Source organism: Bradyrhizobium sp. (genome assembly GCF_027307225.1).
Lineage (GTDB): Bacteria > Pseudomonadota > Alphaproteobacteria > Rhizobiales > Xanthobacteraceae > Bradyrhizobium.
On the sequence record NZ_DAHUXJ010000094.1, the window covers coordinates 1 to 21,355 of the forward strand.

Sequence of the window (21,355 nt, forward strand, 5' to 3'; positions counted from 1 at the left end):
GCCCATGCCGATCGCGCGCGTTTCTGGCCGCAGGACGCGCGCGGGCAGGCTCATCATCGGCCCCGCCGGCAGACCAATGACCATGCCAAGTGCGACGATGATGGGGATCACCGCATTGCTACGGGGCAGGGCAACCATCAACATCGCGGACACCACGCAACCGACCGTCAGCACAAGAGACGGCCGCCGGGTGCGATCGGCGAGAAAGCCACCGAGAGGCACCGAGACCACCCCGAGCCACAGCGCAGAGCTGATGATCGAACCCGCGGCCGTTATCGACCAGCCGTGCTCGACCAGCATCGTCGGCCCGAAACTGAAGATCATGGCGAAGCCGATGTTGAAGAGTCCCCAGATCAGCCCTGCCGTAACCACTGCGGACGTCGCCCGCCGGTCAAGCCGTGCGGAAGGCATCGCGGCGACGGATGCCACTGTCGCTGGCGGTCGATAGGTCAGCGCAAAAAGGACGAGTGCTGCGCCGATCACGGCTGCGACGGCAAGATAAACCGCCTCGATGCCGTGGTAGGAACCGATAACGGGAAGCGCCAACAGCGAAAGCGCGATACCGGCCGGCCATGAGTTGACAAAGATCGCCATTGCGGTCGCGATTTCCTTGCCGGCAAACCAGTCGGCCACGATCTTCGTCATCTGCACGTTGAGCATGACGCCGCCAGCGCCGCTGACGAGCCTTCCGGCGATCTGTACGGACCAGGAATGCGACAGCGCCATCCCAAGGCCGCCGATCAACATCAAGAGCAAGGCGGCAAGCACCGTTCGTTTGTCGCCGAACATCCTTCCGATCGCGCCGCCCGGCAACGCGAGTGCCACGCCAGGCGCAAAATAGAGTCCGATCAATGTTCCGACATCGGCCAGTCCGACGCCGAACGCAGGTCCGAGCAGCGGGGCGACCGCCGCGACGCTCTGGAACTGAAATGCCATGGTGAGGCGAACTGTGAACAGCACGGTGAGGATGGTCCAACGGTTCTGCAACGCCTCATTCCCCGATCTGAATTCGGGTAGCCTGAAGATGCGCGACGCGCCTGTCAATTGTGCCGGCAATTCGAACGGTTCGAACGGGACGTTGGCATCTCCGTCGAGTTCACGTACGTTTCCCGACACCCGCAACAATGCCATCAAACAATTCGCCAGTGCCCCCGTTTGAGGCTCCTGCAGCACACGCGGCAAAACTCCGTTGGGCACGGTTCGGAAGGGACAACCGATGCAACAGATCCGCGTATGCACCTATGACGGCCCCGGGGCACAGCCGGTGATCCGTACCGTGCCATGGCCGAAAATCGGCAAGAAGGCCGCGCTGATCAAGGTCGGCGCTTGCGGCGTCTGCGGCACCGATCTGCACATCCTCAAGGGGCACTGGCCAAAGCCGCTGCCATGGCCGTTCACGCTCGGCCACGAGATCGGAGGCGTGCTGATCGAGGTCGGCTCGGAATTCACCGAAGACTTCATGAGCAAGCCGCTGAAAGCGGGATCGAAAGTCATGATCCCGCCGCTGATGCCGTGCGGCCGTTGCTACTACTGCATCCACTATCCGCAGAGCGCCAACAAATGCCTGACGCCGGTCTATTACGGCCGCTATCTCGGTTTCGACAAAGCGCCGCATCTGTGGGGCGGCTGGGCTGAATACGTCTACGTCGATCTCGACATGCTGCCGGGCACCAAGATCTACAAACTGCCTGACGACATGTCGTTGCGGCTCGGCGCGCTGTCGGAGCCGCTGACATCCTGCATCCGCGCCTTCAACCGTGCCACGCGCGCCGGCGGATTCACCTGGGGTGACACCGTCGTGATCCAGGGCTCGGGCCCGATCGGCATTCTTGCGGTCGCGGCCGCACGGGAGATGGGCGCGGGCAGGGTGATCTGCGTCGGTGCGCCGGAAGAGCCGCGATTGGCCCTGGCGCGAAAATTCGGGGCTGAAGCCACCGTCGATATCGAAGCAGTCGCGACACCGGCGGAGCGCATCAAGCGCGTGCGCGACATCGTCGGCGGGTTTGGCGCCGACCTCGTGATGGATTGCTCGGGTCATCCGAGCGCCGGCCCAGAGGGCATCGAGATGCTGCGCGACGGCGGCACGTATGTCGAGATGGGGCAATTCACCGATGCCGGCGCGATCGAAACTTCCTGGCACCGCATCTGCACCAAGGACCTCAACGTGTTGGGATCGTGGGGATTCACCGGCAACGACCTGCCGCTCGGCGTCGACATGCTCTACCGCACCCGCAACAAATATCCCTGGCTGGACATGCAGACGATCTACCCGTTCTCGGAAGAGGGCATCGGCAGCGCGGTTGCGGACGCCATGGCGATGAAGACGGTGAAATCGACCATTGTGCCGTGGCCGGATCTGGTGGAGTAACCGGGCATCTTGCCAGATTGACGCCGACAGGACGGCAGGTATCAATGAACGGACAGGAATTGTTGGACCAACGCTGGAGTTTTCGCCTTTAACTTCCGACATCGGATGGAGGCACCATGGCCGAGCAAGATAAAGTATCCGTCGAGCGCGATCTCAGACTGGATCTGTTCCGTGGCGTCGGACTGTGGATGATCTTTCTCGATCACATCCCGCACGACGTCGTATCCTGGCTTACGCTGCGCAATTACGGCTTCAGCGACGCCGCCGAGTTCTTCGTCTTCATCTCCGGCTATCTGGCGGGCTTCATCTACGGCCCGATCATCAAGACCGGTCATTTTCTGGCGGCGTTGAAGCGGCTGTGGAAGCGGGCGATCGAGATGTACATCGCCCACATCATGCTGTTTCTGATCTTCACGGCGCAAATCGCCCGCACCGTGCGGAAGTTCGACAATCCGCTATATGCGGACGAATTCAACGTCCACAATTTCCTGCTGCACCCCGATGTGCTGATCGGTCAGGCGCTGACGCTGCGCTACAAGCCGGTCAATCTCGACGTCTTGCCGCTTTTCATCGTGCTGATCGCAACCGCGCCCTTCATGCTGTGGGCGATGGTGCGTCGGCCCAACCTGACGCTGCTCGGATCGATCGTGCTTTATGTCGTCGCGCGCAAGTTCGACTTGAACCTTGCCTCCTATCCGCCCGGCGCGACCTGGTATTTCAATCCGTTCGCCTGGCAGCTGATGTTCGTCTTCGCGGCCTGGTGCGGCACGGGCGGCGTCAACCGAATTTGGCCGATCATCCAATCGCGCCTGGCGCTCGCGGTGGCATCGCTCTGGCTCCTGTTCTCCTTCCTCATCGTCATGACCTGGCACCACGCCACCCTTGGGACGTGGATACCGGCCTGGCTCGGCAAGATCATCTATCCGATCGACAAGACCAATCTCGACATGCTCCGCTTCACGCACTTCCTGGCGATTGCGCTGATCGTATCGCGCTACGTCCCACATGGATGGGCGGTGCTCAACCAGCGATGGCTGCGACCGGTCATCCTGTGCGGCCAGCATTCGCTCCCGATCTTCTGCTTCGGCGTGTTCCTGTCCTTTGCCGCGCACTGGATCCTGATGCAGTACACCAGGGGCGTGTGGGAGCAGCTCGCGGTCAGCGCCGGTGGCATCCTCGTGATGATCGGGATTGCATGGGTGCTGGATCGCACCGATCGGGTGCCCGATCTGTTCGTCGATGCCGCCGAGATCCGGAGCGACAAGGTGGGACTCGAACCGGGCAAGGCGTGAGGCCTTGCGCCAGACCTGCACGGATCATTCGCTCTCTCGATACAGGATCTTGAATCACGGCTCGGCGGTCAGGCTTATCGTGAGCCTGGCAAGGACAAGGTCGGCCGTTATGCAACCTAAAGCAGACCTGTTATGTTCACATTCAGTCCTGTTCATGCTCTACTGGACGCTAAATCAGGCGCTCTTCGGGGCAGTTCTCTTTTCGAGCTAAGTTGTATTCCAACAGCGTCGGGGTCGATATGAATCGATACGATGTGCTCGTCGTTGGGACACGCTGCTCTGGCGCGCCGCTTTGTATGTTGCTGGCGCGAAGAGGCATAAAGGTTCTTGGAATCGACCGCGCACATTTCCCCAGTGATACCCTCTCCACGCATTTTATGTGGCCGCGGACAACTTCGTACCTTGCGAAATGGGGGCTGCTGGACCAGTTGGCGGCGACGGGCTGTCCGCCGATCCATCGAGTTACTGCGGATTATGGGGCCGTCACGATCAGGGGGCGGCCTAGCGCCGTCGAGGGGACTGCGATCATGTTTTCTCCGCGCCGCACCGTGCTTGACCAGTTGCTCGTCGAGGCTGCACGCGACGCGGGAGCAGACATGCACGATGCGGTTACGTTTCGCGAGTTGTTGCTGGATGGCGATCGTGTTGTCGGAGCTCAGCTGCAGGGCTGCAATGGCACTACCACCGAATGCAGGGCCGCGCTCGTCGTCGGCGCCGATGGTATCTGGTCAGCGGTCGCGCGTGCCGCGAGCGCTGCTACGGATATCCAATATCCATCGCTTACCTGCGGATACTATGCCTATTGGTCAGGCGTACCCACGAACGGCGTCGAATTTTATATACGGGACGGAAGAGACATTCTCGTCTTCCCTACGCACGACGGGCTCACCTGCATCTGGGCCGGGCGATCGCGCAAGGATTGGGAGACCTATCGGAAAAACGTGGAACATTCCTATCACGACGTAATTGCGGCTGCGCCGTGCCTCGCCGAACGCTTGGCAGACGCGGAGAGAGTGACGCCTTTCAGAGGGACATCCAAGCTGCCAAATTTTTACCGTCGTAGCTTTGGCGTCGGTTGGGCTCTTGTCGGCGATGCGGCCTACCATCGCGATCCAATTGCAGGCATGGGTATCGGTGATGCGTTCGTTGGCGCACAATGTCTGGCGGACGCCCTCGCGGAAGGGCTTGGCCGAGATGCCGAGACTCTTGACACCGCGTTGTTAGGTTACCAGGAGGCGTTTCGCGACCGAACGATGCCGATTTTCAGCTACACCGTCAAAGCCGCCAGTCTCAAAGAGCAGGCCTCCGCAATGCCGATTTACGCGAGGATTGCTCAGTCCGAGCAAGACACCGTGCAGTTCATGGACGTTCTTGCGGGGAACACGCCCGCCAAGAATGTTTTTAATCCTGAAAATATCGCTCGATTGCTCGCCTAAAGGCGATTTCCAGCCGAGCGGGCAGAAGTGTTTTCGACCAAGTCGATCTTGCAAACTGGGCGTTGGTCTGCTCTCGACCCACATGCGAAGTCCGGCGATGTCCGTTTCCCGGCCGCTATCGAGTCCTTTGATTCCGAAATTCGCATCAGGGGTCGCCGCGATGGTTTGAAAACTTCGGAATCGGCGCTCTAGAATCGTGCAGTTGCTGGTGTCCCGTTGGTTTTGACATCCGTAAAAGTGCCTGCCGCGATATGATACGAATGTCAGAGTCGAGACGTTAGGTGGAGTTCAAGATTTCAACAATCGCTTACCGAATAGCGGCTCAACGGGTAGCGATGTCAAATCCCTCCACTAACGCAGGCCCTCATAGACCATCAGCCCGCGCGCCAGCTTCAATTTGCGTAAAGCGCGCGGGACGAGCCGCTCGGCCGGCGGATGGAGATAGCGCCACGAGGTCAGCTTGAAGTCCTTCAAGTTGCTATGTCCGCTCTCGAACGGCGCAAGCAATCCTGTGAGGCTCATCGGTACGTGGGCGCGCTGATTGAAGGGCAACAGCAGCAATTCAAGATGGATCGCCCCCTGATCGGAGGCTGCGGTGATGCCGGCGATGGCCGGTAGCATGTCCTCCGTCACCGCCGTGATGACGTCCTTGATGTCGCGGCTGCTCTCCGGTCCGAACAGCTCGGGAAAGCTCTGGTCTTTCAGATCGCGGCCGAGCAGGGCGCTAAGCCGCGTTCCCGCCACGCGGAACGGAAAGCGGCTGGCCTCATCGCAGGCCAACACAAAGATATCGCCGAGCAGTTCCCGCACCGCGTCGGGTTTGAAGTCGCTGCGGTCCGGCGCGCGGGAATCGCCCCGTTTTTCGTCCCAATATGCAAAGAATTGCCGATTTGACGGATGCTTCATGTCCTGTCCTCGCTCCGTGCCGGCTGCGGATGGGACATTTCTGTCCCGCTTTCGCGCATGCGCGGACCCCGGTTTTGTTGTGCAGAAAGGGCTTTGCAGCGTCCATGCCGAAGCAGCGTTCGGGACGGGGATTGTAGCGTTAACGTTAAATTAACGATCGGCTTGGCGCCGCCGATCAGCCTGCCTAAGCTCTCACCCGTCAGATACCTTCGCCGGGTTTTCTCCAGAACCCGGCAAAGAGACGAGGCGTCGAACAGATTGGCCGCTTTGCGCGGGGAAGGGTGGGGATAAAACCCCAGGTGCCCCCAGACAATGTAAGGCCAGCGTCTATCGAGGGAGGGCTTTTCTCAGAAGCCCTCCCTATTTATTTGCAGGCGCGTCCGCTTAAGCCTTCCAGTTCTTCTTCTGCAGAACGTCGAACCAGACGGCGAGGCTGATGATCAGGCCCTTGATGATCAACTGGTAGAACGATGAGATGCCGAGCAGGCTCATGCCGTTGTTCAAGACGCCGATGATCAGCGCGCCGATGATGGTGCCGCCGATCGTGCCCGAGCCGCCGGCGAGGCTGGTGCCGCCGATCACCACCGCGGCAATGGCGTCCAGTTCGAACATGCTGCCGAGATTGGGCGAGGCGCCGTTCAAACGTGACGCCAGCAAAATGCCCGACAGCGCCGAGAGCAGCGACACCGTGACGTGGACGACGATCTTTGTCGCATAGACATTGATGCCGGAGAGGCGCGCCGCTTCCTCATTGCCACCAAGCGCATAAAGTCTGCGGCCGAACCGGGTGTGTCCGAGGACGAAGATCGCAACGGCGGCGATCACGACAAAGATCGCGACCGGCACGGGAAGGCCGTCACTGGTTCCGAACACATAAGCCGCGAGCAAGAGACCCGCTGCCGCGGCGAGGATTCCGGGCAGGTCTCTTTCGAGGTGCGGGACGCCCTTTTTCCTGACCCCGCGCCAACGTGTGGCGAGGACATAAAGGCCAGCCAGCGCCGCGATTGCGAGAAGCGCCAGCGTCGGCAATGGCGGAATATGGCCGCTGCCAAGGAAGGCAAAGGAGCGATCGGCGACCGGAATGGAGCTGCCGTTCGACAGCGACAACGCCGCACCGCGCCCGATCGTCAGCATGCCGAGCGTGATGATGAAGGGCGGGATGCGGTAATGCGCGATCCAGAAACCGTTCCAGAGCCCGATAGCGCCGCCGACGACCGCAAGCGTGACCGGGCCCGCGATCCAGGCCGCAAGCCCGTATTGCATCAATAGCGTCACCACGACTGCGGCGACGCCGACAACCGAGCCGACCGACAGATCGATGCCGGCGATCAGGATCACCATCGTCATGCCGACACCGATGATGCCGACGACGGTGACCTGGCGTGCCACGTTGCTCAGGTTGCGCGCGGTGGAAAAGGTAGGGTCGGCGAGCGCGAGCGCCAATGTCAGCACCACCAGCGCAATCAACGTCGCGTTGGCCCTGATGAATCGAAGCGCTGGATTGCCGTGCATGATGTCCTATTTCTCCACGCGGCGCGCACCGGCCGCCCATTCCATGACCGCTTCGCGGCTCGCATTCGCCTTCGTGAATTCCGAGACAATGCGCCCCTCTTTCATCACCAGAATCCGGTCGCTCATGCCGAGCAGTTCGTCGAGCTCTGAGGAGATGATGACGATCGCCACGCCTTGTCCGGCGAGCCGGTCCAGCAGCTTGTGGATTTCGACCTTGGCGCCGATATCGATGCCGCGGGTCGGTTCGTCCAGGATGAAGATCTTCGGGCCTGCATTGAGCCAGCGCGCGAGCAGGATCTTTTGCTGATTGCCGCCCGAGAGCGTTCCGACGAGGGCGTCGGCGCTGGACGCCTTCACACCGAGCTGACCGATATAATGTTCGGTCAGCGTATATTCCCGGCTCTTGTCGATGAAACCGATCGGCGGCGAGCTGATCGTTTGTAGCGACGAAATCGTGGTGTTGAAGGTGATCGGCTGATCCAGGAACAGGCCGAGCGCCTTGCGGTCTTCGGTGAGAAGCGCGATTCCGCTGGCAATCGCGTCGGCGGGCGAACGGATGTCGGTCTTTTTGCCCTCGACCAGCACCTCGCCGTGGGTCGCATGGGGAAGGGCGCCGAAGATCACCGACGCAAGCGTGGTCCGGCCTGACCCCATCAGACCGCAAAGGCCGAGGATCTCGCCGCGACAGGCTGAAAACGAAACGTCCGCGATCTTGCGCGCGCCGGGCAGGGAAGGATGATCGACGCCAAGATTTCTGACTTCCAGAATCTTTTCGCCGCGCTGGCGCGAGCTTGCCGGATACATTTCCGTCAGTTCGCGGCCGACCATTCTGGCGATGATCTGTTCGAGCGTGATGTCGGGAATCGCGATTGGCTCGCCGATCGTGCGGCCGTCGCGCAGGACCACGATGCGATCGGCAATCTGCGCAATTTCTTCCATCTTGTGCGAGATGTAGCAAAGGCACACGCCGTCCTGCCGCAGTTTGCCGATCACGCGAAAAAGTTCGGTGACTTCCTTGTCCGACAGCGCCGATGTCGGCTCGTCGAGAATAAGGATCCGGGCGCGCTTCGACAGCGCCTTGGCGATCTCGACCATCTGCTGCTTGCCGACCGCGATGTGCTTTACCTTGTCGGTCGGCCTGACGTCGATGAGCCCCAGTTCGGCGAGCAGGGCGGCAGCGTCGTCGTTCAGCTTTCGCCAATCGATGGCGCCAAACCGGTTGAGCGGTTGATTGTCGAGAAAGATATTCTCGGCGACGGAGAGCTCGGCAAGCAGGTTGAGTTCCTGATGGATGACGGCGATGCCGGCGTCCATGGCGTCACGGGGATTGCGAAACTGCCGTCTCTCGCCGTGAATGAAGATATCGCCCTGGTAGGTGGGATACGGCCAGACGCCGCCGAGCACCTTCATCAGCGTCGACTTTCCAGCACCGTTCTCGCCCATCAGCGCCAGAACTTCGCCCGCGCGGGCCTCGAAATGGACGTCGTCGAGGGCTCTTACGCCCGGAAACTCCTTGACGATGTGCTCCATCTTCAGGACGACGTCGGACATGCGCATCGGCTCAGACAATTCCCGTCATTCCGCTTACGGGTATGGAGGTCAGTTTCCGTAGACCTGCTTGTGGGTGTAGAATCCTTCCGCGATGATCGTCGAGTCCAGATTTTTCTTGTCGACGAGCACGACCGGCGTCACCAGCGTCGGCACGTCGACGGTGCCGTTGTTGATCATGCGGTCGGCCTTGACCAGCGTTTTCGGGTCTTTGTCCGGATTGGTGGCGAGCTTCACGGCGATCTCGACCGCGGTTTCCGCCAACGGATCGATCTTCTTCCAGATGTCCACCGCCTGCTTGCCTTGCGCGATATACTGGATGTTGACGAGATCGGCGTCGGACCCGGCGACGAACACCTTCTCTGCGCTGGCGAGCCCCTGGGCGTCGAGCGCGGCAATGACGCCGCGCGCCATGCCGGAGTTGTTGCAGATGATCGCGTCGATCTTGTTGCCGGTCTTGGTCAGGAGATTTTCGGTCGTCGCCATCGCCTTGTCGGGCGACCATCCCTCGTGCGATTGGTCGGCGACAAGCTTCAACTCGGGGTTGGCCTTGAGCACCTCGAGAACGCCGCTCGACATGGTGTTGGCGTTGGAATCGCCGGGTTGGCCGCGAATGAGCACGACGTTGCCTTTGACCGATCCGTATTTGGCCTTGAGCCATGCCACCATGGCTTCGGCCTGAAGCTTGCCGACGGCCCAGCTGTCCTGCATCACCATGGCATCGAGCGGGCCGTTCACCAGCATGGCGTCATAGCCGACGACCTTCACGCCGCTCCTGTGGGCCGAGGTGACCATACTGCCGGCCGTGCCGGTATTGACCGGCTGCAGCACGATCGCCTGCGCCCCCCGCGACAGCATGTTCTCGAAGGCGGCAAGCTGCGCCTGCTCATCGTTGTTGGCGGAATCGAAAATGACCTCAGCGCCCAGTGCCTTGGCCTTGGCAAAGAAGGCGGCCTTGTCGCGCTGATAGCGCTCCTCCTGCATGGTCTTCAGGAGAAAGCCGATTTTCACCTTGCCGGCGGCGCAGGCCGGGTTGACCCAAGCGGCGAGAAGCGCCGCGGGCGCCAACGCCAGGCCGCGGAGGATCAATCTGCGGTGAAAATCCATGGTGTTTCTCCCCCGTGCGGCCCATTTGCCAACATTCCGGCTCTTGCTCGATCAGGATAACGGTTAGCGCCGCCCATTTGAAGTTCCTGCACCGGCTTCCACTTCGAAGCAAAACCCTCTAATGGGGCGCATCGCTCGAAAAGCTGCCGCTTTGAGGTCGCAAACTCTTGGAATCCACACCCGAACAACCACCGCCGGAAACCTTGCCGCAGCTACCGCCGTCCCGCCGACGCGAGCCGCTATTGACGCTGCCGGGCGCATTGACCGCCTACATCCTCCTGCTGGCGGTCATTCACCTGCGGGTGCTGTTGCCGCAAGAGTTCAATAACTGGGTTATCATTGCTTTCGGATTCATCCCCAAGCGTTATGACGCGACGTTGCTGGTGGACGCTTTTCCGGGCGGGGAGGGTGCCAAGTACTGGACCTTCGTGACCTATTCCCTGCTGCACGCCAATCTCAGCCATATCGGCTTCAACGTGCTGTGGCTTCTGCCATTCGGCAGCGCGCTGGCGCGGCGTTTCGGCGCGGTCCGTTTCTTTGTCTTCATGGCGGTTACGGCAGCGGCCGGTGCACTCGCCTATCTGATCTCGCACGAGCATGAGCTCGCGCCGATGATCGGCGCTTCCGCCTCCGTCTCAGGCACTATGGCGGCCAGCATCCGCTTCGCATTCGTGCGTGGCAGTTTTCTTTCTTTCAGCAGGGGCGATGCGGACCGCGCCGCCAAGGTGCCCGCGCAGTCCCTCTGGCAGGCGCTACGCGACCGCCGCGTGCTCGCTTTCCTTGCCGTCTGGTTCGGCGTCAACATTATTTTCGGCATGGGGTCGATTGGGATCGGCATGGAAGGCGCCAACGTCGCTTGGGAAGCGCATATCGGCGGTTTTATGGCGGGCCTTCTGCTGTTTTCGCTGTTCGATCCGGTTCCGCGTCCGCCGCCCGATGTTGCAGATGCGCAGGGGCCGATCTGATTTTTGTGTGCCTCGCTTGCGGGGCGGGACGATTTCATCCATCATTTGTGACATGCGGCACGGCCTGGGTCGAACTTCGGAATCGGGACACTAGTACCGCCGATCTGAAGTCCCTGCGCCACAAGCGGCGAATTCGATCAGGGACTTCAGATCGATAAAGCGGTACTAGAATCAATAAGCATGCTAGTGCCCATGACTTTCCGAAGTTCGTGAAGGTGGGTGCTGCGATGGAGCACGAACTTCGGAAAGTGGGCACTAGCGCGCCCCCCGCAACCAAAGCGGCGCAACGCTGTTGTTTGAAGACTCAAATGAATAAAGAGCGCGCTCGCTTTTGAAGGGCGCGATCGGCTTCAAGGAGGCGACAATGACGGTACGTGCAATTCTCGATACCAAGGGTCATCAGATCACGAGCATCGAGCCGAGCGCAAAGCTCTCGGACGCGGTAAGGATGCTGGGTGAACGCAAGATCGGCGCCGTGCTTGTCATGAGTGCCGGCCGGATCGAGGGCATCCTGTCGGAGCGTGACATCGTGCGCGTGCTCGGCGGACGGGGGGCGTCCGTTCTCGATGAACCCGTCAGTGCGGTGATGACGCGCAAGGTCGTCAGCTGCAAGCAGTCCGACACGGTCAGCGCGATCATGGAGACGATGACGCGCGGAAAATTCCGTCATCTGCCGGTTGTCGATGGCGAGCGGGTGGTCGGCCTGATCTCGATCGGCGACGTCGTCAAATGGCGCGTGCAGGAATACGAGCACGAGCAGGAAGCGCTGCGCGAATACATCAAGACGGCCTAATGTAGAGACGGCCACTCAGGACGCTCCGTCGAGCGCGTCCCTGCCGGTAATGTTGTCGCTGGTGGCCTTGTCGCTGGTAGTGGCGGGAGTGGCCGGCGCCAGAACATCGATCACTTCCTGGATCGAAGCCATGGCGCGTTCGGCGGCGCGCGCGCCATGGGCGATCAATTCGTCGGCGCGGTGAAAATCAAACCAGCCGATCTGGCCTATTCGGGGTGTGATCAGGAGGTCAGGCGGGTCGCCGGCCAGGCGCGCCCGGGTGATCCGGTCCTGCATGATGTTGAAGGCATCGACCATGACCGAGGAAATGCCCGGCCGTCCGCCGCCGCCGAAAAACTCCCGTTTGACCGCGCGTTCCGCCGAAAAGAACTTGCGAATTCCGCGCCGTGGCGGTGCCGGCTCGGCCGGCACCTCTTGCGCGACGGCGGAAGCGCCATGCGAATAGATCGTGGTCGAATGGGTGAAGATGTCGCTTGAGAGATTGGCGGCGATCACGATTTCGGCGCCCAGCGCGCGCGCGGCCGACACCGGCACCGGATTGACGAGCGCGCCATCGACCAGCCAGCGATCGCCGATCAGAACGGGCGAAAAGATGCCGGGCAGCGCATAGGAGGCGCGCATCGCGTCGACGATGCGGCCGTGGGTCACCCAGGTTTCATGTCCGGTGCGGACCTCGGTTGCGACCGTTGCGAATTTCAGCGGCAGATCCTCGATCAGGGTCTCGCCGAGGGAAGTCTCGAGTTCTGCGGCGAGCTTGTCACCGCCGATCAGGCCCGAGCCGTTGAGCTTGAGGTCGAGGTAGGAAAGGACACTTCGCGGCTGCAAGCTCCGCGCCCATGTTTCCAGGGTGTCGAGATGCCCTGCCGCAAAGGCTCCGCCGATCACGGCCCCGATCGAGGTGCCGACCACCACGTTGGGGACGATGCCGTAGGCGCTCAGGGTCCGGACGATACCGATATGGGCGAAACCGCGCGCGGCGCCGCCGCCAAGCACCAGACCGATGACCGGGCGCCGGCCAGCCGTTTTGTCCCGGATTTGTCCGCTGTCTTGGCCCCGCCCGATCCAACTATCCAACACTGCGCTATCTCCTTCGGCGAAACTTCGGGCGGCCATTCGGGGCGCAGGAAGGCTATCGCCAGATCGCCGCGCGCGCCAGAATGGCCAGCGAGCATGGTTTATGCCGGGGGCTGGGGTGAGATTGTGACAAGACCGCGGCTGATCCGAAAGTGTAACAGGGGTTCCTCGCGCCAGTTCCGTATCTCTCCGGTCAAGCCACTGCAGGCTTGAATTCGCCGCGTTTTCAGTGAAAAGCATCGGTGATGAGACGGGGCAGGCAGGATGGCGGCGGGTCGGGGCGAGGACGTTCGCGTCTGCTGCCCGCTTTTGCCTTGCTTTTGGGGGTGGCCGCCAGCGCCCCCGTTTCGGCGCAATTATTCAGCGACAGACCGCCACCGGTGCCTCCGGCGTCCGTTCCCGACGTGCCGGCCGGACCTGCGATGAACCTGGCACCGTCCTCCGGTCCGGCGTCAGTCCCCAACCTGCCGCCGCCATTGGCTGCGCCGCCTTCCGTCGCGGCGCTGCCGCCGGCGGCTGCTCCCGCAAGCATCGCGCCGCCGAGCCAGGCCGTGCTGGCGCTGACGGCGCGTTTCGGCAAGGACCTTCCCACCGTCACCGGCGGGCTGGTGTGGCGCATTTTTTCCGACAAGCCGGATGAGGCCGGCAACATGAAGATGGTCCGCGAAGACCGCAACGCTTCGCCGACCATCGTGCTGCCACCCGGCAAGTACGTGATCCATGTCGCGCTTGGCCTTGTCAGCGCCGTGCGGCCGGTGACGCTGAAGGCGGAGACCGATCGCGAATCCTTCATTCTTCCCGCGGGCGGTCTGCGCCTCGAAGGCCGCGTCGGCGGCTCGAAGATTCCGCAGAACCAGGTTTCGTTCGCGATCTACAAGGGTAGCCAGTTCGAAGGCGGCGAGCATGCACCGCTCGTACCCAGCGTGTCGCCAGGCGATATCGTGCTGCTCCCCGAGGGAACGTACTACATCACGTCCAACTATGGTGACGCCAATTCGGTGGTGCGCTCTGATATCCGCGTCCAGGCCAGCAAACTGACCGACGTCACCGTCACCCATCGCGCGGCCGTCATCACGCTAAAGCTCGTGAGCGACCACGGCGGCGAGGCGCTCGCCAATACGGCATGGTCGGTGATCACACCCGGTGGCGATGTGATCAAGGAATCGATCGGCGCGTTTCCGCGCGTCGTGTTGTCGGAAGGCGAATACCGCGCCATCGCCAAGAACGAAGGCAAGGTTTACGAGCGGTCCTTCAACGTTGTTAACGGCGTTGATGGCGAGGTCGAAGTCGTCGCGCACTGATATCGAGCGAGATGCGCTGTCACGGTGCGCCATCCTTCAAGTCGCGCGTTACGCGCTCCTTCAGGATAAGGTGCCTAAAACCGCGTGACGATATCCGACAGCACAGGTCGCGGCCGATCCTCGTTTGGCTTGGCCACTTTGCCGATATGAATGAGGCCGGCGAGTTTTTCGTCCGCTTTCAAGCCGAGCCCATCGAGCACGTCGCGGTCGAAGGCAAACCACCCCGTGAGCCAGCACGCACCATAACCGAGTGCGGTCGCGGCCGTGACGATGTTCATCGCGCTCGCGCCGGCGGACAATTCCTGCTCCCATGGCGGCACCTTGGGATGCTGCCTGGTCAGACTGACGACGCCGATCACGAGCGGCGCGTCGGTCAGACGCCGTTTCTCGATCTCGATATCGGCAGGCGAAGCATTTGGATTTTTCTTCGCAAAAACGCTGGCGATGACCTCGCCGGCGCGAAGGCGTGCATCGCCTTCGAAGATGATGAAGCGCCACGGCGAGAGCTTGCCATGATCGGGCACCCGCGCGCCGATGGTCAGGATCGTGTCCAGCTCGGATGGAGAGGGGCCGGGACCGCTCATCTCGCGCGGCTTGACCGAACGGCGGGTTTTCAGAAGCTCGATGGCGTCGGGCACAAAGGTCCTCAAATGGTGGTGGTCGTACCGGGAGAGATAGGCGCGCCGCCATGTCGGCGAAAGCGCCTTTAGAGCGATTATGAAAATCAGGCGACCGACCGCGCCCGCTTCACGTCCGGCGGCGTCGCCTCATCAACGAGTGCGGCGATCGCCTCATCCGTCGTCATCACCTTCTGCCCATCGCTGCCAAACCGGCGCACCGAGACTGAATGCGTCTCGGCTTCCTTCTTGCCGACGACGAGCAGCGCCGGGATCTTCGCCAGCGAATGCTCGCGGACCTTGTAGTTGATCTTCTCGTTGCGCAGGTCGATCTCGACCCGCAAGCCGGCACGCCGCGCGGCGGCAGCGACCACCTTGGCGTACTCGTCGCCTTCGGAGGTGATGGTGGTGACGACCGCCTGGATCGGCGCCAGCCAGAGCGGGAAGTTGCCGGCGTAGTGCTCGATCAGGATGCCGAGGAAGCGCTCCATCGAGCCGCAGATCGCCCGGTGCACCATGACAGGCGCCTTCTTCGAGCCGTCGGCATCGATGTAAAACGCGCCAAAGCGTTCGGGCAGGTTGAAGTCGACCTGCGTGGTGCCGCACTGCCAGTCGCGGCCGATGGCATCGCGCAGCACGTATTCGAACTTCGGTCCGTAGAACGCGCCTTCGCCCGGATTGATCGATGTCTTGATGCGCTGGTTGTGGCTGTTGGCTTCGATCTCGCTCAAGACCGTCGCCATCACGCGCTCGGCATGGTCCCACATCTCGTCGGTGCCGACGCGCTTTTCCGGGCGCGTCGAGAGCTTGATTGTTAGTTCGCCTTCGAAGCCGAAGTCGGCATAGGTCGACAGGATCAGTTCGTTGATCTTGAGACACTCTTCCGCAAGCTGCGCCTCGGTGCAGAATACATGCGCATCGTCCTGGGTGAAGCCGCGCACTCGCATGAGGCCGTGCATCGCGCCCGACGGCTCGTAGCGATGGACGACGCCGAATTCCGCCAGCCGCAAAGGCAGGTCGCGGTAGCTCTTCAGACCATGCTTGAAGATCTGCACATGGCCCGGGCAGTTCATCGGCTTGAGCGCAAACCAGCGCTTGTCCTCGGCCTCGTCACCGGCGGACTGCGCGGCAAACATGTTCTCGCGATACCAGTCCCAGTGGCCGGATGTCTCCCACAGCACCTTGTCGAGGATTTGCGGCGCATTGACCTCGCTATAGTCGCCGGTGAGGCGGCGGCGCATGTAGGCGATCAGCGCCTGGAAAATCGTCCAGCCTTTCGGGTGCCAGAACACCACGCCCGGACCTTCCTCCTGGAAGTGGAAGAGATCGAGTTCGCGCCCCAACTTGCGGTGGTCGCGTTTCTCCGCTTCCTCGATCTGCTTGAGATAAGCGTCGAGCTCGTCCTGCTTGGCGAAGGCGGTGCCGTAGATGCGGGTCAGCATCGGATTGTTGGAATCGCCGCGCCAGTAGGCGCCCGCGACCTTCATCAATTTGAAGGCGCCTCCGATCTTGCCGGTCGAGGTCATGTGCGGACCGCGGCACAGATCGAACCAGTCGCCCTGGAAATAGATCTTGATCGGCTCGCTGCCGGGAATGGCGTCGACCAGTTCGACCTTGAAGTTTTCGCCCTTGTCGCGGAACACCTGCTTGGTCTTCTCGCGGTCCCAGACTTCCTTGGTGAAGGGTTTGTCGCGTGCGATGATCTCGCGCATTTTCTTTTCGATCGCCGCGAAATCTTCCGGCGTGAACGGCTCGTTGCGGAAGAAATCGTAATAGAAGCCGTTTTCGATCACAGGTCCGATCGTCACCTGCGTTCCCGGCCACAGCGACTGCACGGCTTCCGCAAGCACATGCGCGGCGTCGTGGCGGATCAGTTCGAGCGCGCGCGGATCTTCGCGCGAGACCAGCTCGATCTTTGCATCGGCTTCGATTGCGTCGTTGAGATCGGCAAGGGTGCCATCCAGCGCCATCGCTACCGTGCGCTTGGCGAGCGAAGGCGAGATGCCCTTGGCAACATCCAATCCCGTCGTGCTCCTGGGATATTCGCGTTTGGCGCCGTCGGGAAAGGTGAGGGTGACTTTTTGCACGGGCTCGGCCGGCTTCAAATTGGTGATGCTGTATTGAAAAGCAGGCGCGGGAGCATTCTTGTCCGACATGGTCGTCTCCTCAAGGCTCACTCCTGCGAACGAGCGCAGGTAAGCGGGAATGGAAACGGGTATAGCAGGCGATTCGGACGCTGCAATCCGGCAATATCAAGAAAATCTCGTGATCGCGCACAGTTCACCCCAGGGTTGGGCGCGACCTCTTGACAGTGGAAGCTCGTTGGCGTTCCTCCCCGAGGCTGGAATTCCTGGGGTCTCCATGACGCTGCGTACCGTTCTCGCTGCCTTGTTCGTGCTGGTATGCGGACCGGCGGTGGCGCAAGCGGTCGTGCACTCCGCCGAAGCCGCGCGAGTTCGACCGGCGATCCGGCCATTGCTGTCACATCCCGTCGTCTTCTATGTTGCCAAGGGCGCGCCCGATTCATGCGGCAGCGGCTGCGATAGCTGGATCGCGATCGAGGGCCAGATCGATGGCGGTGCGGCGGCGCGGTTTCGCAAATTCTTCAAACCTCTGAGAGATCGCAATCTTCCGATCTACATTACTTCGCCCGGCGGCAATCTCGAGCAGGCGCTCGCCATGGGAACGTTCCTGCATGCAAAGCCTGCGGTCGTGCGGGTCGCTCGCACGGTCGCGACGGAGTGCGGGTTCGAGGCGCAGGACAGCGAGGTCTGCCTCAAGCTCAAGCAGTCGAGCCGCCAGCTCACCGGCGATCTCTGGACCCGTAACGCGATCTGCAATTCGGCCTGTCCTTATTTTCTGCTCGGTGCGTCCACCCGCGAGATTGCGCCGGACGCCACGCTTGGGGTGCATTCGGCGAAAGTGGTCACGCAATTCCTCGGCGTCGTGCCGACGGCCGCGATGCTCGCCGCCGCGGCGCGGCGAGGGCAGGAGCGCTCCAATGGCCTGCTGGCGAGCTATTTGCGCGCATGGGCGCCGATACCGGTTTATTGAAGCTTGTGAGCACCGTGAAATTCGAGGATGTGCACGTGCTCTCCCGCGAAGAGATCATCCGTTTCGGAATCGATCGGCGAGAGCATGTCGAGACACCGTGGCAGTTCGAGAATGGCGGACGCAGCATGGTCGGCATGGTCGCGTCCGGGAAGATCGAAGGCGATAGCGCCTACCGGCTGTTGCAATGGCGGCTGATCTGCGTGAGCAACGAGCAGTTCGAGCTCGACGTCCAGCGCCCCGCCACCAAGTCGGTCTTTCCCGCCGTGGCGATCACCGATGCGGCGGCTGTGCCGCTTTATTTCACGCAGATCAACGCAAAGGCGGGCGGCGCCGAGTTCTGGGGCGCGCGCATGAAACGCACAGCCGTCGATGAACTCGCCGCGCAACCGCAGTTCGAGTTGATTGAATCGTCACAGACGTCGGACGGACGGCAAGCCACGCACACGGGGCTGTCGACCGAGGGCCTGTCGCGTGCCGTTGACACCCTGCTGCCAACCTGTCCGCCGGGCAAGCCCGTGGCCGTCCGGGATGCGGCCGCAAAATAGCGGCTGCGGCGGAATAGTAGGGTTTCTTTCATGCGGCGCACGATTTTCTTTCATGGAAAGTGCGTCGCGTTCAAATAATTCGGATGCCGCCCTTTCCATCGGGAGGGCGGAGCGTTAGATGCCGCTGCATGAAAAAGCCGCCGTCCGACGTTCCCGTTCACCGCCGTTTCGCGCCAACCGCGCTGATGTTTGGAAATCTGGTGACGGGCTGTTCGATCCTGGCGCCGGCGGGCATGCTGATTGAACTCGCGTCCGATCTTCGGATCACCGTCAACACGGCCGGCCTTCTCGTGACGTTCGGCGCGATCGTGCTCTGCATCGGCTCGCCGCTGACGGCGTGGCTCACCAGCCGGATCGAACGCCGCGCCTTGCTCGCGTTCACGCTTGCCGTTCTCGCTCTGGGTAACGTTGCGTCGGCCCTTGCGCCGAACTACGTGGCGCTTCTGATCATTCGTCTGGTCATGCTGGCGGTCGGCGCCTTGTATACGCCGCAGGCCGCAGGCACGGCGGCGTTGATCGTGCCGGCGGAAAAGCGCGGCGGCACCATCGCCTATGTGTTTCTCGGCTGGTCGCTGGCGGCCGCTATCGGGCTGCCGCTGGTCACCTTCCTGACCAGCCGTTACGGCTGGCGCGCGGCCTATGTCGGCATCAGCATCATCGCGGTGGTGAGTTTTGTGCTGCTGCTCTGGCGGTTGCCCAAAGGTCTCGTCGGCGCACCGGTCGAACTCAAGACGTGGGCCGAGCTCGGGCGTAACCGAGTGATCGTCGCGCTCCTCGCCATCACCACGCTCTTGATGTCGGGTCAGTTCGCCATCTTCACCTATATGGGGCCGCTGCTGTCGAAGCTGACACATGTCGGTCCTGATGCGGTCGGGCTGGTGTTCGGCATCTATGGTGTCTGTGGTTTCATTGGCCTCGTGGTCATCAGCAACGTCGTCGATTCCTGGGGTTCCCTGAAGGCATCAGTGCTCTCGGTTGCGCTGGTGCTGGGCGGAGTTGCCGGCTGGGCGCTGAGCGCAGGCATCTATCCGCTGATGGCGGGCTCGGTAGTGATCTGGGGACTAGGATTTGCCTCCAGCAATTCGATGCAACAGGTGCGGCTCGTCGCTGCGGCGCCTCCGCTCGCTTCGGCGTCTGTCGCGCTCAACACATCGTTTTTGTATGTGGGGCAGGCAATCGGGTCCGCGATCGGCGGATTGCTCTACGCGCACCAACTTCTCTATGGCATCGGCTATGCGGGTACGGCGTTCGTAGCGCTGGCGCTGGTCACGGTGATTGCGACGCGACGTTTCGCGACGGTGAGCTGAAGCTCGGCTGTCCTTCTATCTGCTGATCGGCGCGTCGGAACTCGTGGAGGCAAACCGTGTCAGTGCCGGCGTCAACGACATCTTGGCGAGCACTTTGCGGATCGGCTCATCGGCCCACGCATGCGTGACGTAGTCGCGATGTGTCACGCCGTCGGGCGTCTTGACGAAGACCACGCTGCCGGGGCGCAAGGGGCCGTCCATGTCGTCGGAGACCGCGATGCCCTTGTCGCGGATCATCTGCATCAGCTCGCGGTCGCGCGGCTGGGTGTAGTGGGTATAGGCGCTGACAAAGAAACCGGAGCGGTTGTGCTCGACCCAAGAGGCGAACTTGTCGAGTTCGCCATAAACCGCATCGAGCAGAACGACGCCGCGGACGCGATTGCCCACCCCGCCGACGTCGAGGCTGTAGGCGGTCGGAAGGAAGCCGCCGCTATAACCGACGATCACGATCGGCATGTTGGCGAAGGTCCTGGCCGCGCTCGGATCGCCATAGAGTTTGGCGAGGTGATCGGCCGATTCATCGATGAAGCGCTTGAGGCCGCCGGGCTGCCAGAATTTGCCGGCGCTGGAATCGGCGGCATCGACGGCCAACTGTGGCGCGAGCAGCACGGCGTTGGCGCCGGATTCCGAAATCTGTTGCGGCACGCGCTGGCGGTCGCGTACATCGCGTGCCAGCGTCGCGCCGTTGCCGTGGAAAAACACGACGATGACGCCGGGCTTGTTGATGTCGAAATGCTCAGGGACGTGCATCAGCACGCGATTGTCGTTGAAGGTTTCGTCCTGCCAGAAGACGCGCCCGGAATAGCTGCGGTGTCCGCGGCGATCGCCGTTGGAAACGTTCAGGAACGGCGCATCGGTGCGCGGATTGTTGCCGAAGTAGGGGAAGGCGGACGATTTGAGCCCGATCAGTGCGGTTTGGTCTTCATGCTGCGGACGCTGGTAGGGAATGACGGGCGCGAGCGACGCAACGCGATAGGATTTGGTCTGCACCACGCGCCGGTTTTGTGCATCCGCCATGCTCGCCGGCCGCTGCTGGAGGCTTTCGGCGGCGGTCGGGAAGCGGTCATTGAACTGCGGTTTGGGGAAACGGTCGTCGAAGCTATCGCTGGCCGAGGCTCGAGCGTTGGCGGCTAGCGCCCCGGCGCTCGGCGAGTCGCCGCATTGGGCGAGCGTGAGCGACAGCGGGATCAGGAGGAAAAGGGGAGCAAGCCAGCGGTGCGACAAGACGGCACGCGAACGCGCATGACGCATCGTGCCCGGTTTCCAGGACAGATTCACGCGACCACAGCTTTCAGATTTCGGATTGGCCCCGACCATCCACCCCTTTGCCCCAACCGCCATCCAACGGCGCATGTCAGCGCGTTTTTGTTGCGGTGACGTTAATCCTCCGGAAATCTTCCCCATTCCCGGAACGGGTTTAGGGAACACGAAATCGTGTCCTCATTATGGGACGTGGGTGCTTCTTTCCCGCCGACCGGATTCTTACGGGCGAATAGAGTATCTTGATACCTCCATCGGCCAAATTGAAAT

18 protein-coding genes are annotated in these 21,355 nt (G+C 61.9%); 9 read left to right on the top strand and 9 right to left on the bottom strand.

Translation table 11 applies throughout. The annotated features are described in order from the left end of the window. Positions 1 to 1,131: MFS transporter (locus M6D32_RS16190; RefSeq protein ID WP_298257948.1), on the bottom strand; the 1,131-nt coding region annotated here is incomplete at its 3' end. Positions 1,132 to 1,216: 85 nt separating this feature from the next. Here M6D32_RS16190 and M6D32_RS16195 point away from each other — a divergent pair. From M6D32_RS16195 to M6D32_RS16205, 3 genes are all read left to right on the top strand, one after another. After that, on the top strand, positions 1,217 to 2,368 hold the full coding sequence (locus tag M6D32_RS16195) for a zinc-binding dehydrogenase (RefSeq protein ID WP_298257950.1): 1,152 nt from the start codon (positions 1,217 to 1,219) through the stop codon (positions 2,366 to 2,368). Between the two features lie 116 nt (positions 2,369 to 2,484). After that, positions 2,485 to 3,660: an OpgC domain-containing protein gene (locus M6D32_RS16200; RefSeq protein WP_298257952.1), complete on the top strand. Its 1,176-nt coding sequence runs from the start codon at positions 2,485 to 2,487 to the stop codon at positions 3,658 to 3,660. 239 nt (positions 3,661 to 3,899) lie between these two features. Then, positions 3,900 to 5,096, top strand: a complete 1,197-nt coding sequence (locus M6D32_RS16205) for an NAD(P)/FAD-dependent oxidoreductase (RefSeq protein ID WP_298257954.1) — start codon at positions 3,900 to 3,902, stop codon at positions 5,094 to 5,096. A 351-nt stretch (positions 5,097 to 5,447) separates the two neighbouring features. Here M6D32_RS16205 and M6D32_RS16210 read toward each other — a convergent pair whose 3' ends face one another. From M6D32_RS16210 to M6D32_RS16225, 4 genes are all read right to left on the bottom strand, one after another. Next, positions 5,448 to 6,002 carry a PAS domain-containing protein gene (locus M6D32_RS16210; protein ID WP_298257956.1) on the bottom strand — a complete coding sequence of 185 codons (555 nt, stop codon included), beginning with the start codon at positions 6,000 to 6,002 and terminating at the stop codon, positions 5,448 to 5,450. 384 nt (positions 6,003 to 6,386) lie between these two features. Next, positions 6,387 to 7,514: an ABC transporter permease gene (locus M6D32_RS16215; RefSeq protein ID WP_298257958.1), complete on the bottom strand. Its 1,128-nt coding sequence runs from the start codon at positions 7,512 to 7,514 to the stop codon at positions 6,387 to 6,389. A 6-nt stretch (positions 7,515 to 7,520) separates the two neighbouring features. Beyond that, entirely contained in the window at positions 7,521 to 9,065 is a 1,545-nt protein-coding gene (locus M6D32_RS16220; RefSeq protein WP_298257960.1) for a sugar ABC transporter ATP-binding protein, read from the bottom strand. 48 nt (positions 9,066 to 9,113) lie between these two features. Further along, entirely contained in the window at positions 9,114 to 10,169 is a 1,056-nt protein-coding gene (locus tag M6D32_RS16225; protein ID WP_298257962.1) for a substrate-binding domain-containing protein, read from the bottom strand. Between the two features lie 167 nt (positions 10,170 to 10,336). On the opposite strand from M6D32_RS16225, the gene M6D32_RS16230 reads away from it, so the two are divergent. Then, positions 10,337 to 11,134, top strand: coding sequence for a rhomboid family intramembrane serine protease (locus M6D32_RS16230; RefSeq protein ID WP_298257964.1), 798 nt, complete (start codon positions 10,337 to 10,339; stop codon positions 11,132 to 11,134). Positions 11,135 to 11,498: 364 nt separating this feature from the next. Further along, on the top strand, positions 11,499 to 11,927 hold the full coding sequence (locus tag M6D32_RS16235) for a CBS domain-containing protein (protein WP_298257966.1): 429 nt from the start codon (positions 11,499 to 11,501) through the stop codon (positions 11,925 to 11,927). A 15-nt stretch (positions 11,928 to 11,942) separates the two neighbouring features. Here M6D32_RS16235 and M6D32_RS16240 read toward each other — a convergent pair whose 3' ends face one another. Next, on the bottom strand, positions 11,943 to 13,001 hold the full coding sequence (locus tag M6D32_RS16240) for a patatin-like phospholipase family protein (RefSeq protein ID WP_298258086.1): 1,059 nt from the start codon (positions 12,999 to 13,001) through the stop codon (positions 11,943 to 11,945). A 245-nt stretch (positions 13,002 to 13,246) separates the two neighbouring features. On the opposite strand from M6D32_RS16240, the gene M6D32_RS16245 reads away from it, so the two are divergent. After that, a complete protein-coding gene (locus tag M6D32_RS16245; RefSeq protein ID WP_298257968.1) occupies positions 13,247 to 14,302 on the top strand; it encodes a hypothetical protein in 1,056 nt (351 codons plus the stop codon). A gap of 74 nt (positions 14,303 to 14,376) precedes the next feature. Here the strand turns inward: M6D32_RS16245 and M6D32_RS16250 are convergent, their stop codons facing one another. Together M6D32_RS16250 and thrS are read right to left on the bottom strand one after the other, a co-directional pair. After that, a complete protein-coding gene (locus M6D32_RS16250; RefSeq protein WP_298257970.1) occupies positions 14,377 to 14,940 on the bottom strand; it encodes a nitroreductase in 564 nt (187 codons plus the stop codon). Positions 14,941 to 15,026: 86 nt separating this feature from the next. Then, positions 15,027 to 17,075, bottom strand: a complete 2,049-nt coding sequence (thrS, locus tag M6D32_RS16255) for a threonine--tRNA ligase (RefSeq protein ID WP_298257972.1) — start codon at positions 17,073 to 17,075, stop codon at positions 15,027 to 15,029. Positions 17,076 to 17,280: 205 nt separating this feature from the next. Here thrS and M6D32_RS16260 point away from each other — a divergent pair, with 205 nt between their 5' ends. From M6D32_RS16260 to M6D32_RS16270, 3 genes are all read left to right on the top strand, one after another. Then, entirely contained in the window at positions 17,281 to 17,973 is a 693-nt protein-coding gene (locus M6D32_RS16260; protein WP_298257977.1) for a hypothetical protein, read from the top strand. Beyond that, positions 17,949 to 18,518 (top strand): hypothetical protein, encoded by a 570-nt coding sequence (locus M6D32_RS16265; protein WP_298257979.1) that lies wholly within the window; start codon positions 17,949 to 17,951, stop codon positions 18,516 to 18,518. The genes M6D32_RS16260 and M6D32_RS16265 overlap by 25 nt, the downstream gene beginning before the upstream one ends. A 128-nt stretch (positions 18,519 to 18,646) precedes the next feature. Then, positions 18,647 to 19,825 (top strand): MFS transporter, encoded by a 1,179-nt coding sequence (locus M6D32_RS16270; protein ID WP_298257981.1) that lies wholly within the window; start codon positions 18,647 to 18,649, stop codon positions 19,823 to 19,825. A gap of 15 nt (positions 19,826 to 19,840) precedes the next feature. On the opposite strand, the gene M6D32_RS16275 is transcribed toward M6D32_RS16270, so the two are convergent. Further along, positions 19,841 to 21,076, bottom strand: a complete 1,236-nt coding sequence (locus tag M6D32_RS16275; protein ID WP_298257983.1) for an alpha/beta hydrolase — start codon at positions 21,074 to 21,076, stop codon at positions 19,841 to 19,843. Between the last annotated feature and the right edge of the window lie 279 nt (positions 21,077 to 21,355).

What these genes read in the sequence shown, in the direction of transcription:
- M6D32_RS16195 (WP_298257950.1), top strand. Translation starts at nt 1,217, where the DNA reads ATGCAACAGATCCGCGTATGCACCTATGACGGCCCCGGGGCACAGCCG.
- M6D32_RS16210 (WP_298257956.1), bottom strand. Translation starts at nt 6,002, where the DNA reads ATGAAGCATCCGTCAAATCGGCAATTCTTTGCATATTGGGACGAAAAA.
- M6D32_RS16245 (WP_298257968.1), top strand. Translation starts at nt 13,247, where the DNA reads ATGAGACGGGGCAGGCAGGATGGCGGCGGGTCGGGGCGAGGACGTTCG.
- M6D32_RS16215 (WP_298257958.1), bottom strand. Translation starts at nt 7,514, where the DNA reads ATGCACGGCAATCCAGCGCTTCGATTCATCAGGGCCAACGCGACGTTG.
- M6D32_RS16205 (WP_298257954.1), top strand. Translation starts at nt 3,900, where the DNA reads ATGAATCGATACGATGTGCTCGTCGTTGGGACACGCTGCTCTGGCGCG.
- M6D32_RS16225 (WP_298257962.1), bottom strand. Translation starts at nt 10,169, where the DNA reads ATGGATTTTCACCGCAGATTGATCCTCCGCGGCCTGGCGTTGGCGCCC.
- M6D32_RS16275 (WP_298257983.1), bottom strand. Translation starts at nt 21,076, where the DNA reads ATGCGTCATGCGCGTTCGCGTGCCGTCTTGTCGCACCGCTGGCTTGCT.
- M6D32_RS16220 (WP_298257960.1), bottom strand. Translation starts at nt 9,065, where the DNA reads ATGTCCGACGTCGTCCTGAAGATGGAGCACATCGTCAAGGAGTTTCCG.
- M6D32_RS16265 (WP_298257979.1), top strand. Translation starts at nt 17,949, where the DNA reads ATGGGCGCCGATACCGGTTTATTGAAGCTTGTGAGCACCGTGAAATTC.
- M6D32_RS16260 (WP_298257977.1), top strand. Translation starts at nt 17,281, where the DNA reads ATGACGCTGCGTACCGTTCTCGCTGCCTTGTTCGTGCTGGTATGCGGA.
- M6D32_RS16235 (WP_298257966.1), top strand. Translation starts at nt 11,499, where the DNA reads ATGACGGTACGTGCAATTCTCGATACCAAGGGTCATCAGATCACGAGC.
- M6D32_RS16270 (WP_298257981.1), top strand. Translation starts at nt 18,647, where the DNA reads ATGAAAAAGCCGCCGTCCGACGTTCCCGTTCACCGCCGTTTCGCGCCA.
- M6D32_RS16200 (WP_298257952.1), top strand. Translation starts at nt 2,485, where the DNA reads ATGGCCGAGCAAGATAAAGTATCCGTCGAGCGCGATCTCAGACTGGAT.
- thrS (WP_298257972.1), bottom strand. Translation starts at nt 17,075, where the DNA reads ATGTCGGACAAGAATGCTCCCGCGCCTGCTTTTCAATACAGCATCACC.